Origin of the sequence: Microbacterium saperdae (genome assembly GCF_006716345.1) — a bacterium.
GTDB lineage: Bacteria > Actinomycetota > Actinomycetes > Actinomycetales > Microbacteriaceae > Microbacterium > Microbacterium saperdae.
Map to the genome: position 1 here is coordinate 296,395 of NZ_VFOX01000002.1, position 16,162 is coordinate 312,556.

General features: G+C 69.2%; 16 protein-coding genes. 2 read left to right on the forward strand and 14 right to left on the reverse strand.

All coding sequences use genetic code 11. The annotated features are described in order from the left end of the window. Positions 1-282 precede the first annotated feature (282 nt). Positions 283-1,287, forward strand: a complete 1,005-nt coding sequence (locus tag FB560_RS16065) for a hypothetical protein (protein ID WP_141873522.1) — start codon at positions 283-285, stop codon at positions 1,285-1,287. Between the two features lie 103 nt (positions 1,288-1,390). Then, positions 1,391-3,082 (forward strand): chaplin family protein, encoded by a 1,692-nt coding sequence (locus FB560_RS16070; protein ID WP_170198183.1) that lies wholly within the window; start codon positions 1,391-1,393, stop codon positions 3,080-3,082. A gap of 291 nt (positions 3,083-3,373) precedes the next feature. Here FB560_RS16070 and rplI read toward each other — a convergent pair whose 3' ends face one another. From rplI to FB560_RS16140, 14 genes are all read right to left on the reverse strand, one after another. Then, positions 3,374-3,826, reverse strand: a complete 453-nt coding sequence (gene rplI / locus FB560_RS16075; protein WP_141873524.1) for a 50S ribosomal protein L9 — start codon at positions 3,824-3,826, stop codon at positions 3,374-3,376. An 11-nt stretch (positions 3,827-3,837) separates the two neighbouring features. Further along, positions 3,838-4,092 (reverse strand): 30S ribosomal protein S18, encoded by a 255-nt coding sequence (gene rpsR / locus FB560_RS16080; protein ID WP_141873525.1) that lies wholly within the window; start codon positions 4,090-4,092, stop codon positions 3,838-3,840. Between the two features lie 68 nt (positions 4,093-4,160). Beyond that, on the reverse strand, positions 4,161-4,670 hold the full coding sequence (locus FB560_RS16085) for a single-stranded DNA-binding protein (RefSeq protein WP_141873526.1): 510 nt from the start codon (positions 4,668-4,670) through the stop codon (positions 4,161-4,163). A gap of 5 nt (positions 4,671-4,675) precedes the next feature. Beyond that, positions 4,676-5,044 carry a 30S ribosomal protein S6 gene (rpsF, locus tag FB560_RS16090; RefSeq protein ID WP_141873527.1) on the reverse strand — a complete coding sequence of 123 codons (369 nt, stop codon included), beginning with the start codon at positions 5,042-5,044 and terminating at the stop codon, positions 4,676-4,678. 220 nt (positions 5,045-5,264) lie between these two features. Beyond that, positions 5,265-6,260, reverse strand: coding sequence for an ADP-ribosylglycohydrolase family protein (locus FB560_RS16095; protein WP_170198184.1), 996 nt, complete (start codon positions 6,258-6,260; stop codon positions 5,265-5,267). Continuing rightward, on the reverse strand, positions 6,257-7,252 hold the full coding sequence (locus FB560_RS16100; RefSeq protein ID WP_170198185.1) for an ADP-ribosylglycohydrolase family protein: 996 nt from the start codon (positions 7,250-7,252) through the stop codon (positions 6,257-6,259). The genes FB560_RS16095 and FB560_RS16100 overlap by 4 nt, the downstream gene beginning before the upstream one ends. 21 nt (positions 7,253-7,273) lie before the next feature. Then, entirely contained in the window at positions 7,274-8,623 is a 1,350-nt protein-coding gene (locus FB560_RS16105) for an ADP-ribosylglycohydrolase family protein (RefSeq protein ID WP_141874586.1), read from the reverse strand. Next, on the reverse strand, positions 8,623-9,771 hold the full coding sequence (locus FB560_RS16110; RefSeq protein ID WP_141873530.1) for an ADP-ribosylglycohydrolase family protein: 1,149 nt from the start codon (positions 9,769-9,771) through the stop codon (positions 8,623-8,625). Before FB560_RS16110 ends, FB560_RS16105 begins: the two co-directional genes overlap by 1 nt. A gap of 51 nt (positions 9,772-9,822) precedes the next feature. Beyond that, complete coding sequence (locus FB560_RS16115; protein ID WP_141873531.1) at positions 9,823-11,115, reverse strand: ABC transporter substrate-binding protein; 1,293 nt, start codon at positions 11,113-11,115, stop codon at positions 9,823-9,825. Positions 11,116-11,163: 48 nt separating this feature from the next. After that, positions 11,164-12,072, reverse strand: a complete 909-nt coding sequence (locus tag FB560_RS16120; RefSeq protein WP_233444110.1) for a carbohydrate ABC transporter permease — start codon at positions 12,070-12,072, stop codon at positions 11,164-11,166. Then, positions 12,069-13,010: a carbohydrate ABC transporter permease gene (locus tag FB560_RS16125; RefSeq protein WP_141873532.1), complete on the reverse strand. Its 942-nt coding sequence runs from the start codon at positions 13,008-13,010 to the stop codon at positions 12,069-12,071. Before FB560_RS16125 ends, FB560_RS16120 begins: the two co-directional genes overlap by 4 nt. Next, the gene (locus FB560_RS16130; RefSeq protein ID WP_141873533.1) at positions 13,007-14,029 is read right to left on the reverse strand and encodes a LacI family DNA-binding transcriptional regulator; all 1,023 of its coding nucleotides are present in this window, start codon (positions 14,027-14,029) and stop codon (positions 13,007-13,009) included. Before FB560_RS16130 ends, FB560_RS16125 begins: the two co-directional genes overlap by 4 nt. Positions 14,030-14,133: 104 nt before the next feature. Next, positions 14,134-14,937: an HpcH/HpaI aldolase/citrate lyase family protein gene (locus tag FB560_RS16135; RefSeq protein WP_141873534.1), complete on the reverse strand. Its 804-nt coding sequence runs from the start codon at positions 14,935-14,937 to the stop codon at positions 14,134-14,136. After that, positions 14,937-16,154 (reverse strand): CaiB/BaiF CoA transferase family protein, encoded by a 1,218-nt coding sequence (locus FB560_RS16140; RefSeq protein WP_141873535.1) that lies wholly within the window; start codon positions 16,152-16,154, stop codon positions 14,937-14,939. The genes FB560_RS16135 and FB560_RS16140 overlap by 1 nt, the downstream gene beginning before the upstream one ends. Between the last annotated feature and the right edge of the window lie 8 nt (positions 16,155-16,162).

Here is a 16,162-nt window from a genome sequence, read left to right on the forward strand (position 1 = left end):
CCGAACTTGAAACTTTTTTAGCCGCCCGGATCAGGGGTTTTCCCTTTCCCCAGCCTGTGGATGGGAAAGAGCTTCAATATTCGATTGAAGGTTGCCTCTCGCGAGGCGGCATGTGCAGAACCTGGGGAAAGTCAAGCTCGGATTCTCCCGGGCGCGTCACGGAACGACATGCCCGGCATTGCGCGGAAAACCCCCTAGACAGGGGGTGCACCTGGGAGTAAGGTCTCCGGCAATCGATGCACTTCGTGTGAACGTGCGTTGCCTTCGGAGGGGGAGGTTGACGTGGATGCTCGGGCCACCCGACGCGGCGTACCCGCCGGCGTCATCTGGGGTGGCCTCGGCGTGCTCCTCTGGTCCGCATTCGCGATCTTCACCGGCGGTTCCGCCCACGCGGACGAGAGCGATGAGGGTCCGCTCGACGAGATCACGTCCCTCGTCGGCCAGACGGTCACCTCGGTCGCCACACCGGTCGTCACGCAGGTCGTGGCTCCCGTCGTGACCCAGGTCGTCGCCCCCGTCGTCCAGACCGTGGTCGCTCCCGTGCAGCAGGCCGCCCCGGCGGTCGTGCAGACGGTCGCGCAGACCGTGGCCGCCGTCCCCGTGGTCGGTCCGGCCGCAGCCCCCGTGGTGAAGGTGGTCGCTGACACGACGCAGGCCGTCACCGCCCCGGTCACAGACCTCCTCACCGACTCCCCCGTCGCACAGATCACCGATCCGATCCTCGACGTCGTCACCGGTCTTCCCGTCGTCGGAGGTCTCGTCGACGACCTCGGCGTGACCGAGGTGGTCCGAGATGTCGTCGGCGTCGTCGATGACACGACCGGGCTCATCGGCGGAGTAGCTGCCGAAACTCTTCCGCCGGTGCTCGAAGCCCTCGAACCGACGACTCCCGGTACCGGTCCCGAGCCGGGCGCTCCTTCCTCGCCCACCGTCTCCGGCACGGATCCGGCAGCAGCGGCGATCCTCACGCCCCGCGCCGGTGGTCCGGGCTCATCGGCTGTGCCCGCGCACGCTCCTGGCGAGGTCGCTGCCTCCCTGTCCGTCCTCGGCCTGAACGACGATGCGACTCCGGCAGACCTCCCTGCGGATGGCGCCCCCGGTGCCCCACCGGGGGCTCCCGCATCCCCGACTTCCTCCGCCGGCCCCGGCGGAGCCTCCTCGTACACCCATGCTCGCCTCGGCGACTCCGGCGTGCCCCCGCTCCGTGCCTGGGAGCGGGCTGCCGGCGCATCCGACGACGTCCTTCCGGCGTCTCCGGTCGCCGACGCCGACGTCTCTCCTGACTGACGGGTTGTCACGTCGTTCCCCGTGAACGACAGATGCTGTGCTGCGCGCACCCCAGATGCGCACGCACATCCCCGACACCCCACACCCAGTCAGGAGCAACATCATGCGTACATATCTGAAGCGTGCCCTCTGGGGGACGCTCATCGCCGGCGGGATCACCCTGCTCGGCGCGACGGCCGCGAATGCGGCCGAGACATCCGGCGAGGACGGACTCCTCTCCGGCACCCAGGCAGTGGCACCGGTCTCCGCACCGCTCACCGTCGTCGGCAACGCGATCTCGGTGCTCGGCACCTCGACCGCCCCGGCTCCGGCCCCAGCCCCGGCACCGGCCCCTGCCCCGGCACCGGCACCGGCACCCGCCCCTGCACCGGTGACGAGCGGCGAATCCGGCACCGCCTCCGGCACTCAGGCCGCGGTGACCGTCACCGTTCCCGTCACCGTGACGGGCAACGCGGTGAGCCTTCTCGGCACCTCTTCGACCAGCACTCCGACCGCGGTTTCCCAGAGTGAGGCTCCCCAGGCCCAGACTCCCGCGGCCGGGGTGCCTTCCCTCACGACCAACGGCATCGACGGCGTGCTCTCGGGCACGCAGGCGCTGCTGCAGGTCGATGTGCCGGTGACCGTCACCGGCAACTCGGTGTCGCTGCTCGGCACCAGTGGTACCAACGCCCCGGCAGGGCAGGGAGCCGCAGCACCGGCCTCCCCCGCCCCGAGCGAGGCCGCCACGGATGGATCGGATGGCGTCGGCAGCGGAACCCAGGTCGTCGCTCCGATCACCGCACCGGTGACGGTCGGCGGCAACGCGATCTCGATCCTCGGCGACAGCAGCGTCACCGCGAACCCGAGAGCATCCGCACCCACACCCGCATCGACGCCGGCTCCGTCCGGCGGCACCTCGGGCGATGATTCGCTCCTGGGCGGAAGCCAGGTTACGGCTCCCATCGCCGCTCCGATCACGCTGGTCGGCAACGCGATCACCGTCGGCGGCACCAGCGCCGTGTCAGGACCTGCTCCGGCGACACCCGCCCCGGCGGGCCCGGTCGGGAACGCCCCGGCAGCTCCGGCGACGTCCGGCGAGAACGGCGTCGGAGGCGGCACCCAGGTGATCGCCCCCGTCACGGCTCCCGTCGCCATCGGCGGCAATGCGATCGGCGTCCTCGGTGACAGCAGTGTCTCCGGTGGCGCGGGCACGCCCGCACCGGCATCCACGCCCGGCACTCCTGCCGAGACGTCAGGTGACGATGCGATCCTCGGTGGCACGCAGGTGATCGCGCCGGTCAGCGCACCGGTCTCAGTCGTCGGCAACGCAATCGGGGTGCTCGGTGACAGCACTGTCACCGGAGGTGCAGGCGCCGCGCCGGCACCGACCGCTCCCCTCACGGGAGGCGGCCTCACCACCGGTCTGGACTCGATCCTCGGCGGCACGCAGCTGGCGCTCCCGGTCACCCTGCCGATCACGATCGGCGGCAACGCCATCGCGGTCGCCGGCGAGAGCACGGTCACCACGCCGGGGACGACGCCGGGAACCGACCCCGGCACTGACCCCGGAACCGACCCGGGCACCGATCCCGGCACTGACCCGGGAACCGACCCCGGAACCGATCCGGGAACCGACCCGGGAACCGACCCCGACGCCCTCGTCGGAGCGGGTACGGCATCCGGTGCGGCCACGGCCGCGGCAGCGGAGGGCCTCGCCATGACCGGCGGCGCTCCTGCGCCGGGCGTGCTCGTGATCGGAGTGCTGCTGCTCCTCGGTGGTCTCGCCCTCCTGCGTCGTCGCACGATGACGGCGTAGCCGCAGCCCCGGCGGTGCGGGAGTCCTCGGGGGAGGAGACCTTGCACCGCCGGTGCGCGGGTGCGTCGACCGTCGCGGAGACCGGGCACTGCGTCCCGGCATCCTGCACCGTCGCAGCCCGCGCGACATCGCGGGTGCCTCGCGGGGATTCCTCTCCGCGGGGCATCCGCCGCGCCATCGGCACGAATCGGCGACGTGTCGGAGCTATCGGCCCGGAGACGCCGAACGCCCCCTGTCCCGAAGGGCAGAGGGCGTTCGTGCGTCGACGGGCTCAGAGCCCGAGGAACAGAATTACTTGGCGGCGACGACCTGCAGCGTGATGACCGCAGTCACGTCGTCGTGCAGACGAACGGTGGCCTCGTGGTCACCGGTCGACTTGATCGGCGCCGTGATGTGCACCTTGCGCTTGTCGATCGCACCGAGACCGGCAGCCGCGACAGCGTCGGCGACGTGCTCGGTCTTGACCGAACCGAAGAGGCGACCAGCGGCGCCCGCCTTGACGGCGAGACGGACCTTGGTGCCCTCGATGGCGGTCTTCAGTGCGACAGCGTCGTCACGGTCGTGGATCGCGCGTGCCTGACGCGCGGCCTGGATCGATGCGACCTGCTTTTCGCCACCGCGGGTCCACGCCGTAGCGAAACCCTGGGGGATGAGGAAGTTACGGGCGTACCCGTTCTTGACCTCGACCACGTCACCGGCACTACCCAGCCCGGCGACCTCGTTCGTGAGAATCAGCTTTGCCATCTCGATACCCCTTACCGGCCGGCGCCAGCGTAGGGCAGGAGCGCCATTTCGCGTGCGTTCTTGATCGCCGTGGCGATCAGACGCTGCTCCTGCACCGAGACACCGGTGATACGACGGGCACGGATCTTGCCGCGCTCCGAGACGAACTTGCGGAGGGTGGCGACATCCTTGTAATCGATGAGGCCGACCCGGATGGACTTCGCGGGAGCGGCGTTCTTCGCGCCCTTCCGCGGCTTGCGGCGGTCGCCGCTCGACTTTCCAGCCATTGTTGTTCCTTAATGATGAGCGGATGCCGTCTCCGAGATGAACTCGGGAGACGGATCCAGAAAGTTGTTCAGAAGGGGGTGTCGTCGCCGAAGCTGCCCGGAGTGCTCCAGGCATCCGCGCTGGTCGACGAGCCGGGCGTGGACCACGGCTCCTCCGACACCTGCTGCGCGGGACGGGACTGTCCACCACCGGCACCGCCAGCACCGCCGGTCGACGCCGCACGGGTGACCTGCGCGGTCGCGTACCGGAGCGAGGGGCCGATCTCGTCGACCTCCAGCTCGATCGCGGTGCGCTGGTTGCCCTCGCGGTCCTGGTAGGAGCGCTGACGCAGACGGCCCTGCGCGATGACGCGCATGCCCTTGGTCAGCGAACCCGCCACGTGCTCGGCGAACTCGCGCCAGACGGACGCACGGAGGAACAGCGCATCGCCGTCCTTCCACTCGTTCGCGGCGCGGTCGAAGTTCCGAGGCGTCGATGCGATGGTGAAGTTCGCCACCGGCAGCCCGTTCTGCGTGTAACGCAGCTCGGGGTCGGCCGTGAGGTTGCCCACAACGGTGATGACGGTTTCGCCGGCCATGGCGCTTAGGCCTTCGCAGCCTTGGCGGCCTTGCGGGCAGCCTTCTCTTCGGAGCGCTTGGCTTCGAATGCGGCCATTGCCTGAGCCTCTTCGGCACGGAGGACCTTGGTGCGCATGATCTGCTCGTTCAGCTTCAGCTGACGGTCGAGCTCCTGCGTGGCCTCGCTGGTTGCGGTGAAGTTGACGACGGCGTAGATGCCCTCGTTCTTCTTCTGGATCTCGTAGGCCAGACGGCGCTTACCCCAGATGTCGACCTTGTCAATCGAGCCACCATCGTTGGTGATGACCTTCAGGAACTTGTCGAGCGTAGGTGCGACCTGGCGCTCGTCGATCTCGGGGGTCAGAATGACCATGAGTTCGTACTGGTGCGTCACTTACCCACCTCCTTCGGACTAGAACGGCTCTCGGGGCTTTCCCGGGAGCAGGAGGGTGTGTGAACGTGTCCGCCCGAAGCATCCGAATGGACGCCGGTAGGCAGACAACCTGCCCAGTCTAGCGGAGTCCCGGGCGTGGCGCGAACGCACGACCGCCCGGAGAGGGCGGAGAGGTCGCGCGATGCGCGGATCCGTCTCCGCCCTCAGCGGGCAATGGCCATCAGCCGGCGATCACCTCTGCCACCGTGCGTCCAGCCAACGCCGGTATGCCGAGACCCGTGAGGCGGATGCCATCGGCTTCCAGTCCCGCGGGAATCCAGTCCTCTCCGAACAGCACGGCCGCCGCGGCGCCGGCCAACGCAGGGAGAGACGCGGCGTTGCGCGGCTGAGCGAGTGCTCCGAGCAGCAGGTCGTCAGCGCTCCGCGCCGTCGCCACGTGGGCGAGCAGGAAACCGAACGTCTCGGGAGCCGCGATCGGGTAGCTGTAGACCCAGTCCCCCACCTGCGTGCTCAGGCGTCGCGCACGATCCAGGGGGCCCGTCGCGTCGGCCGCGACGTGCATCGAGGTGTCGGCCATCCGGCGGCTCCAGGTGTTCTCGGGGAGTTGCGTCACAGCGAGGTGCACGGCGTCGGCCGCGGACGCGCCGTCGACCAGTGCGCCGAACAGCGCCGCGCTGGCCCTCGCGCACCACAGGCCGTCGAGGGAGTGGGTGACGGCAGCGTCGGCGTGCGCGGCATCGACCGCTCCGCCTGATCCGTGCACGGCGACCGCCGCGATGGCGCGCACGGTGGCGATGTCATCGAAGTAGTGCGCGTTGTCGTGCCCTGACTGCGGGGGCTCGGCGCCGCCTCGCAGATTCTGCAGCGCGAGCTTGGTGCCGATGCGGGCACGCAACCCGCCGGCGGGGTCGGCCTCGAGCTCGGCGAGCTCACGCCACTCGCTCAAACCCAGCTCCCGCGCATGCTGCCGAGCGGAGAACGCGAACCACTCGACGTTCTCTCCCGCTCCGGGATGCAGGGTGCGAGGCGGCGCCGCATGGGTGAACGGGCGCGGCACCGTGGTGGTGCGGTCGTCGTCACCGAGCTTCGACAGGATGCGCACCCTGTTGACGCGCTTGGGCGGGAGTGCATACACGCGGAAGTCGGCGTTCATCGACGACGCGGACTCGCCGGCGACGATGCCCCGGGTGAACAGATCGATCAGGGGGGTGGTCATGCGCGCGCCTCCTCGACGATACGGGTCAGGGTGTCGGCGGCATCCAGCGGATGGATCCCGGCCATGGAACGGATGCACGACCCCACGACGGGGCGCAGTCCCGCCACCCATTCCTCGGGCAGATCGCCGATGCCGGAGATCGCACCGCCGATGCAGCCGGCGATCGCTGCGGTGGTGTCGGCGTCGCGCCCCATGTTGACGGCGAACAGGATGCTCTCGGCCGCTCGGCCGTCCGCGTGCAGCACCGATGCCATGGCGAGGCCCACCGCCTCGGGAGCGAGATCGGCCCAGAAGTAGTCCGCCACGGCCAGGCGATCGTGCAATGCGAGCGCGAGCGCGTCGTCATCGAGTCCGGAGTGCACCAGATCGCGGGCGTCGCGAAGGTTGCGGGCCGTCCAGCTGTCGGCAGGGATCGCCGCGAGCCCCGCGTCGTAGCAGGCGGCGGCATCCGCCCCGGTGAGAGCAGTGGTCACGGCGACGGCGACCACCACGCCGGCCCAGATGCCCTCGGTCGTGTGGCTCACGGCGCCGTCGGCTTCAGCCAGGCGACGGGCGAGCTCGACATCGCCGTCCGCGACGATGCCGAGCGGGCTGACCCGCATCGCGAGCCCGTCGCTCCAGCCGTGCATCGTGTCACCGCTCAGCGGGGGGCGGATGCCGCGACGCAGGTTGTCGATCGCCGCCATCTCGCTGAATCCCCCACCCTTGAAGTCGTCGGCCTGCGGGAGCACGTCCTCGATCCAGGTCTGTGCGAAGTCCTCAGCCGTGGCCCCGACGCCCACGCGCTGGACGGTCTTGGCGGTCAGCAGGGCGTATTCGGTGTCATCGCTGCCGGCGGGCTCCGGGTCGAGATATCCGGTCACCCGCCCGTGCGCGGCCTGGATCTCTGCGGCGGAGAACCCTTCGACCGGCCGCCCGATCGCATCGCCGATGGCGAGCCCGGCCAGCGAACCGCGCGCGCGGTCCTTCAGGGTCGGCGTGGGAGAAGTCATGAACATCCTTGTCTGTCGGGGTCAGCGGGTGGGGAGCAGGGCGAGCGTGCGATGGGCGAGCGCGTCGATCTCGACCCCGTCGAGCCCGGGCAGGCTCGTCGCGATGCGGTTCTGCAGCGGATCGATGAAGTGCGCGGGCAGGCCGTCGATGCCGGCGAGTCCGCCCAGGACCGAACCGACGGTGGCACCCGCCGAGTCGGTGTCCCACCCCGTGATCACGGCGAGTGGCACTCCCCGTGTGAACTCGCCGCCGCTGCGGGCGAGCGCGAAGGCGATCAGCGCCGCGTTGTTGATCGTGTGCACCCAGTGCAGGTGTCCGTACGCGGCGTGCAGAGCGTCGATCGCGGCGGAGTCGTCGAGCTCGCCCCGCCCGAGCGCCACGCCGAAGTCGATGGCCTCCCGCAGTTCGCTGCCCGCGGGCACCGCAGTGGAGGCGAGGTCGAGCACCTCGTCGACGGATGCCGCGACGAGTGAGGCCGAGGTGAGCGCTGCCGCCCACATCGCTCCCCAGAGCCCGTTGCGGGTATGGCTGAGGCGGGCATCCGTCCAGGCCATACGGGCGGCCTCGGCGATGTCGCCCGGGTTGATCCACCCGTAGACGTCGGTGCGGATGAGCGCGCCGATCCACTCGCGGAACGGATTGCGCACGCGGGCCGCCTCATCCGGACGGTAGCCGTCGAGGAGGTTGCGGTACGCGATGCGCTCTGCCGTGAAAGTGCGGCCGGCGGGCAGATCGGCCAACCACGCCTGGGCGATGTCGTCGGTGGTGAAGCCGCGGCCGGCGGTCTCGAGCACCCGAAGGTTGAGCAACGGGTAGTTGAGATCGTCGTCCTCGGGCATCCCGGCGATGTTCTCGATCAGGGAGTTGACGGCCGAGCGCCGGTTCCACGGCCAGCGGCGCGCGACATCGTCCGGGAGGCCCTGCGCGGTGAAGTAGTCCGTGAGCGGCCAACGACCCGTCGCCCGGAGGATCTCCTCGATACCCGCGCGCGGGATCTTCTCGACGGGCTTGCCCCACAGGCATCCCGCCGAACGTCCGGCCCATGCGCCGTGGATGCGGCCACGGAGCGCGGCGTCAGCCGGCGTCGCGATCGGTGCGGGCATACCGGTGAGCACCGCCCGCACCTCATCCCACGTCGTCGCCTCGGACTCCGCGGACACGACCTCGTCGATCTCGACCAGCAGCGCACGGGCCAGCGTCCGGAGGCCGTCGGGTGCCGCCTCCGCCGTCGCCCCGCCACGCACCGGGTCGAGCGCGCCGCCCGCCGCAGTCCAGCGGGCGACGATCGCCTCGACGTCCTTCCCTTCCGCGCGCGCCTGCACCAGCTCATGCGGCAGCAGGTCCTCCGGCTGCGCCCAGGTCAGGCGCATCACGCCTCCCGGAGCGACGCTACGCGACGCAGGTCGGCCTCGGCACGAGCCGCGTCCTTCTGCATGACATCCACCGCGACGCCCGACAACAGCGCCGCGTACTCGTCGAAGTCGACCCTGCTGGCCGTCGCGATGGCGTCGAGGATGTCCGAGGGGATCACGGCCTGACCGCCGATGCCCGCGGCCAGGCTTCCGGCCATCGACGCGATGGAGTCGGAGTCGCGACCGTAGTTCACTGCACCGAGCACGGTGGGGAGGAACGCGCCGTCATGCGCGACGAGGAAGCCGAGCGCGACGGGCAGCTCCTCGATCGACTTGGTCCGAGACGGCACCCGCGCGTCCATGAGCGGCTCGCGATAGGCGTCTCCCACGGTGTCGAAGGGACGGATGGCGTCGCGCAGAGCCCGCCCGATCTGCTCCTCGTCGGCGCCGGGGGCCAGCCCTCGGGCCGCATCGACGACCGCCCGGATGGCTGCCGCCGTGCCGTCGTGGGCGACGCGCAGCGCGGCGTCGATCACCGAGTCGACCGTGGCGTCGAGAGCGACGGATGCCGCGACCGCAGCCGCGAACACCCCCGCGGCCTCCCGCCCGTAGCTCGACTGGTGGGCGCCAGCGACGTCGATCGCCTCGGCGTAGGCCGCTTCGGGGTTACCGGCGTTGACGATGCCGACCGGGGCCATGTACATCGCTGCACCGCAGTTGACGACGTTCCCGACGCCGGCCTCGCGCGGGTCGACATGGCCGTACTGCAGACGGGTGACCAGCCACTTCTCGGCGAGGAAGATGCGCTGCAGCAGGATCGATTCGCGCTCCAGCTCCGGGATCCACCGGATCTCGGTCTGCAGCAGCGGCACGAGCAGCTCGGCGACGGCGAACGCATCGATGTGGTCTCGCCGCTCCGCGTACACCCGGATCAGAGCCTGCGTCATCAGGGTGTCATCCGTGATGTGCCCATCACCCTTGTGGTACGGACTGACCGGTCGAGCGGTCTGCCAGTCCAGGTGGTACGGCGGGACGATGCCCGTGATCGGGCCCCCGTACCGTTCCTTGATCTTCTCCGGACTGAAGCCTTCGGCCGCCCCGCCCAGGGCGTCGCCGATGGCCGACCCCGCGAGCACGGCCGCCGTGCGTTCCCGAATCCAGCTCATGCCATTCCTCTCTTATAGGTGGGGCGGATGCGCGCATCCGCCCCACCGTCGTCAACCGTTGACCTGTGCCCAGCCGTCATCGAGCTCGGACGCCAGGCCCTTGTCGTCGATCTCTCCGCCCAGGAACTTCTGGAACGCGGGAGTCGCGACGGTGTCCTTCCAGCGCACGAATCCGTTCGCCTGCAGGAAGGCCGGTCCGTCGAGGCCCTCTGCCGACTGCACGATCTCGGGCCACCCGTTCTGGTCGGCCGTCTGTTCGGCGAGCGCCTCGCGTGCCGAGATCGTCGTGGGGATGAGTCCGTCGGCGATGTTCATCTTCACGAGGTTGTCGGTCTGCATGAAGTAGTCGAGGAACTTCGCGGCCTGCTTCTGGTACGGCGAGTCGATGTTGATCGACAGCGTCTGCGGGTTGGCGGCCTGCACCGCGCCCTCGGATCCGGCGAGCGGCGGCAGCACGATCCAGTCCATGTCGGCCGGGGCGTCCGTGGCGATGTTCGCCACCTGGTACGAACCCTGCACGGTCATGGCGGCCTTGCCGGCGTAGAACGTCGCCAACACGTCGGAGCCCGACTGCGTGACCCCGATCGGGTCGACAGAGCCGTCCTCGATCATCGACCGCACGCGGTTCGGCACCTCGAGGTCGGCATCCTTCACGTCGACCTTCATGTCTTCGCCCTCGCCGGTGAAGTACTCGGAACCGAAGCCCATGCCGAGGCTCATGAACGCCGCGGTCGGGCTCTTCAGTCCCCAGGTGATGCCGTGGACGTCGCCGGACGTCGTGGCCTTCGCGATCTCGTCGAGTTCATCCCAGGTCATGGAATCCCCGGTGGGGATATCGACGCCGGCTGCCTCGAGCAGCGTCTTGTTCGCGAACACGACGTACGTCTGCAGCTCCGTCGGGGCGCCGATCATCTGGTCGTCCACGGTGACCGAGGCCAGCACACCCGGGTCGATGTCGTCGATGGTCTCCTTGCTGAGCAGTTCGCTCAGGTCGGCCACGTAGCCGTCGCGGGCGAAGGGCACGATGCCGAGAACCTCGTAGTGGATGATGTCGGGCGCGACTTCGCCGGCGAACTGCGTCGTCAGCTTGTCGTCCAGGCTGTCGGTCGGCGCCTGCACGATGTCGACCTGGATATCGGGGTTGTCCTCGTTCCAGGCGTCGACGATCTCCTTGGTCGCTTCGATCGCGGCCGGCTGGTCGGAGAAGGACTGGAAGGTGATCGATACCGGCTCGCCGTCGCCGGCGTCGTCGGTCGTGTCGCCGCCCGCGGAGCAGGACGCGAGGGTCAGCGCCGTCACCGCGGCTGCGGCGAGCGCGATGGACGCGCGATGAAGCTTCTTCACTTCATACCTCTTTCTCTCTGTGATGGGAATTGCGGGAAGTCTGTACGTTCAGCCCTTGACCGCTCCGGAGAGCAGGCCGGTGGCGAGTCGCTTCTGCAGCAGCGTGAAGAAGACGATGCTCGGGATGCTCGACAGCAGCGCACCGGCGGCGAGCGGCCCGACCGCCACCTTCCCCTCACCTCCGACGAACGTGCTGAGCGCGATGGGAAGGGTGTAGTTCTCCGGCGACTGCAGCAGCACCAGGGCGAAGAAGAACTCGTTGTACGCCGAGACGAAGCTGAACATCGCGGTCGCCACGAGCCCGGGCATCAGCAGCGGGAACACGACCCGCTGCAGCGTGCGCGCCTTGTTGGCCCCGTCGATCGACGCCGCCTCCTCGATGTCATACGGGATCGCGGCGACATAGCCCTGCAGCATCCACAGGGAGAACGGCAGGGTGTAGACGGAGTACACCGCGACGAGCCCGAGCAGAGAGTCGACCAAGCCGACCGAGCGCAGGATGAAGAACAACGGGATGACGATCAGGATCACCGGGAAGATCTGACTCACCAGGATGTAGCCCACCCCGATCGAGCGGAGCTTTCCCTGGTACCGCGCCATGACGTAGGCACCGGGGATCGACAGCAGGGTGACGATGATCGTCGTGGCGACGGCGACGAGAAGGCTGTTGCCCGCCGCGCGTACGAGGCCCTGCCGTTCCAGTGCCACCACGAAGTTGTCGATCGTGGGCTGCAGCGGGAAGAGGTTGACCGCGAGGGAGTTGATCTCGGCCGAGGACTTGAAGGCGGTCGAGATCAGCCACAGCAGCGGGAAGCCGAGGAAGATCAGGAAGCCCGCGAGCGCCACGTACTGCAGGATGCGGACCAGCGGCTTCTTCGTGCGCTGATTCATCTTCCTGCGCTGCCGCTTCGGCGCGTTCTGCGTGACCATCGTCCGGGTCGCCGTGCTCTGGTTCATCGGGGGCTCCTCTCCGGACGCAGCTGGCGCCACAGGGCGATCACCAGGATGACGATGAGGAAGATCACGATGACATCCCCCATCGCCGCCGCACCGCCGGTGTTACGGGACTTGAAGGCCTCGAGGTACGTGAAGAGCATCGGCAGCATCGTGCGGCCTCCGGGACCGCCCTCGGTCATGACGTAGACGATGCCGAAAGAGTTGAAGTTCCAGATGAAGCTGAGGCTGGCGATCGAGAAGATCACGGGCCGCAGGGCCGGCAGCGTGACGCTGACGAAGCGGCGCCAGGTGCTCGCGCCGTCGACCGCAGCGGCCTCGAGGAGCTCGCCGGGCACCTGCTGCAGACCAGCCAGCAGCACCACGGTGTTCTGCGGCATTCCGACCCAGACGCCGACGAGGATGACGGCGGGGAGGGCCAGGCCGAAGTCGCCGAGCCAGTTGATGTTCTCCGGCCCTCCGAGCGATTCGATGAGCCAGTTCAGCGGGCCGTTGGTCGGCGAGTAGATCATCTGCCACATCACGGCGACGACGACGGGCGGCATCGCCCACGGGATGAGCGCGAGAACGCGGGTGATTCCGCGGAAGCGCAGATCCGTGTTGAGCAGCAGCGCGAGCGACAGCCCGCCGATCAGCTGCAGCGCGGTGACGGTGACGGCCCAGATCATGCCGATGCCGAACGACTGCCAGAACTGCGTGTCGGAGCCGAGCTTGATGAAGTTCTCGAACCCGATGAACTGCGTCTCGTGGTGCCGGGCGAGGCGGGAATCGGTGAACGCCGTCGCAACACCGATGAACAGCGGGATCACGCTGAGCGCCAAGATGGGGATCAGAGTCGGGATGACGAGACCGAGCGCCTCGTTGCGACGCGAACGGGCGAGGCCGCCCGGCTTGGGCGTGACCCCCTTCGCGGTGGTGTTCTTCACGGCAGTCGTGCTCATGCGGATTCCCCGATCGTCGACGCACGGATCACGAGCGTGGCCTCGACCGTCTCCCGCCGCGTGGGACGCGACGGATCGGCGAAGCGCTCGCTGAGCATGCGCGCCGCGATCCGTCCCCGTCGCTCCGACTGGAGGGAGACCGATGTCAACGGCGGGCTGTAGAGCGCAGCCAGGTCGGTGTCGTCGATGCCCGTCACGGCGATGTCCTCCGGAACGCGCAGACCCTGTCGTCGGATCGCGTTGATGGCGCCGATCGCGATCAGGTCGTTCGCGCACACGATCGCGTCAATCGGTTCGCCGGTCTCTCTCTTCGCGGCGAGCAGGCGTTCTGCGGCATCCACTCCTGCGCCGACCGTGAAGTCGGTCGCGGTGATCTGCAGGGCGTCGGTACGCACCAGACCATGCCGCTCCACGGCGGCGGCGAAGCCGGCACGACGCGCCGCACCCGGGTTGGTGTTGCCCGGGCCGTTGATCACGCCGATGCGCGCGCGCCCGATGTCGACCAGGTGGTCGACCACCATTCCGACCGCGACCGCCGAGTCGACGAACACGCTGTCGATGCTCAGCTCCGAGTGCAGGGTGCCGATGACCACGACGGGCACGACCGTGTCGGCGAGCGCCTGTCGAAGAGCGGGAGTCACGCGCAACGGCGAGATGATCAGCCCGTCACCGGCGCCCATGCTGAGCATGCGCACGAGCTCCACCGTCTGGTCAGGGCGACGGCCGGTCGCCGAGACGCTGATGCGCGTCGTCTCTCCCAGCTCCTCCTCGATCGCGCGCAGCATCTGCACGTAGTTCGGGTTGCCGATGTCGTCCACCGCGAAGACGACCTGGGGATGACCGCCCAGCCGTAGCGAACGGGCCGTGGCGTCGGGCAGGTAGCCGATGCGCTTGGCCGCCATGCGCACCTTGCGCACCATCTCCGGGCTTGCGGAGCGACCGGTGAGCGCACGCGATGCGGACGCCAGCGAGACGCCGGCCGCAGCGGCGACCTCGTGCAGAGTCGGCTTCGTCCCCATGGTTCTCCTCGTTGAGCGGAAACGTTTCCATCACGCGATTTGGAAACGTTTCCAATTCGGCGATGATCGGGCTCCAGGGAATCTAGGCGGACTCCCGTCGGGTGTCAAGACCTCGGTTCGACCGACCTCAGGATCTGCTCGGCGCGCCCCCGCATCGCCGGGTCGACCATCTCCCCCGACGAGAGCGTCGCGACCCCTCCCCCCCGCAGCGTGGAGACGACCTCCTGCGCCCAGGCCACATCGGCTTCGCTCGGGGCGAAGACCGCAGCGATCACCGCGAGCTGCCGCGGATGCGCGGCCATGCGGCCGTACAGACCGAGATCGGCCGCGCGGCGGGTGTCATCAGCAAGCCCTTCGAGATCACGGATCGCGGGATACACCGATGCCATGGGTGCCGGCAGCCCGGCGGCGCGCGCCGCGAACAGCATCGAGAGTCGCGCATGGGTGATCGCCGGCTCACCTCCCCCGACCTCGCTGCGCAGATCGCTCTCCCCGAGCGCGAGCGCGAGCACGGCCGGATGCTCGGCGATCGCGACAGCGTTGATCACCCCTCGAGCGGACTCGAGCAGAGCGACGAGCGGTCGCCCCGGCGCGAGCGCGACCGCCCGGTCGAGATCGTCGACGCTCTCGACCTTCGGCAGTCGGATGCCCACGTCGGGAGCGAGTGCCGACACGGCCCGCAGATCTCCCTCGTCGCCCGCATTCACGCGCACCTGCACCGCGGCACTCCCCCGCTGTCCGTCGCGCAGCCACTGGACCACGGCGTCACGCGCTGCCGACTTGCGCTCCGGAGCCACGGCATCCTCGAGGTCGAACACCACGAGATCCGCGCCGCTCTCCTCCGCCGACCGGAAGCGATCGGGCCGGTCTCCCGGCACGTAGAGGCCCGTGCGGTAGTGGGCGGTCATCACACCGCTCCCGCACTGCGGAGGTCGGCGATCTCGGCATCCGAGAATCCGGCGCCGCGGAGAACCTCGTCCGTGTCGGCACCGTGACCTCGCCCGGCCCACCGGATCGATCCGGGCGTGCGCGACAGACGGAACAGCACGTTCTGCATCGCGATGTCGCCGAGGTCTTCGTCTTCGACGCGCACGACCGTGCCCAGAGCGCGGTACTGCGGATCCTCGACCACACCGCGCACGTCGTAGACCGGAGCGATGGCAGCGGATGCCGCCTCGAACACCGCGACGACCTCGTCGGCATCGTGGGCGCCGATCCAGGACTGCACCGCGTCGTCGAGTTCATCCGCATGCAGCGCCCGCTCATGGCCGGAACGGAACCAGGGCTCTTCGATCAGCTCGCCGCGGCCGACCACGGTCATCACGCGCTCGGCGATGGACTGCGAGCTGGTCGACACCGCCAGCCACACGCCGTCGCGTGACCGGTAGACGTTGCGCGGAGCATTGTTGACGGAGCGGTTGCCGGTACGGGGCTGCACCATGCCGAGCTGATCCCACGCGGTGATCTGCCCGCCCAGCAGCATCAGGATCGGCTCGATGATCGCCATGTCGACGACCTGCCCGTGGCCGTCGCGCTCGGCGGTTCGCAGTGCGGCCATGACGGCATAGGCCGTCGCGAGAGCGGCGATCCCGTCGGCGAGGCCGAATGGTGGGAGCGTGGGCGGCCCATCCGGATCGCCGGTGAGCGCGGCGAATCCGCTCATCGCCTCGGCGAGGCTGCCGAAGCCGGGGCGCGCGGCGTAGGGACCGAACTGCCCGAACGCCGTCACTCTGGCCAGCACCAGTCGGGGATTCGCCTCCTGCAGGCGCTCGGGAGAGAGCCCCCAGCGTTCGAGCGTGCCGGGGCGGAAGTTCTCGATCATGACGTCGGCTCCGGCCACCAGCCGCAGCAGCACCTCTGCGCCGGCGGGGTCGCTCAGGTCGATCGTCACTGTGCGCTTGTTGCGCCCGAGCGTCTTCCACCACAGGTTGACGCCGTCTTTCTGAGGCCCGTGTCCGCGCGAAGCATCCGGCCGGATCGGATGCTCCACCTTGATGACGTCTGCACCGAAATCCCCGAGGAACGTCGCCGCCAGCGGCCCGGCGAACAGCGTGGACACGTCGAGCACGCGCACCCCCTCGAGGGGCGCCGTTGGAACAGTTCTCAGATCTTCCCGGTCCGGCACCGAGACAT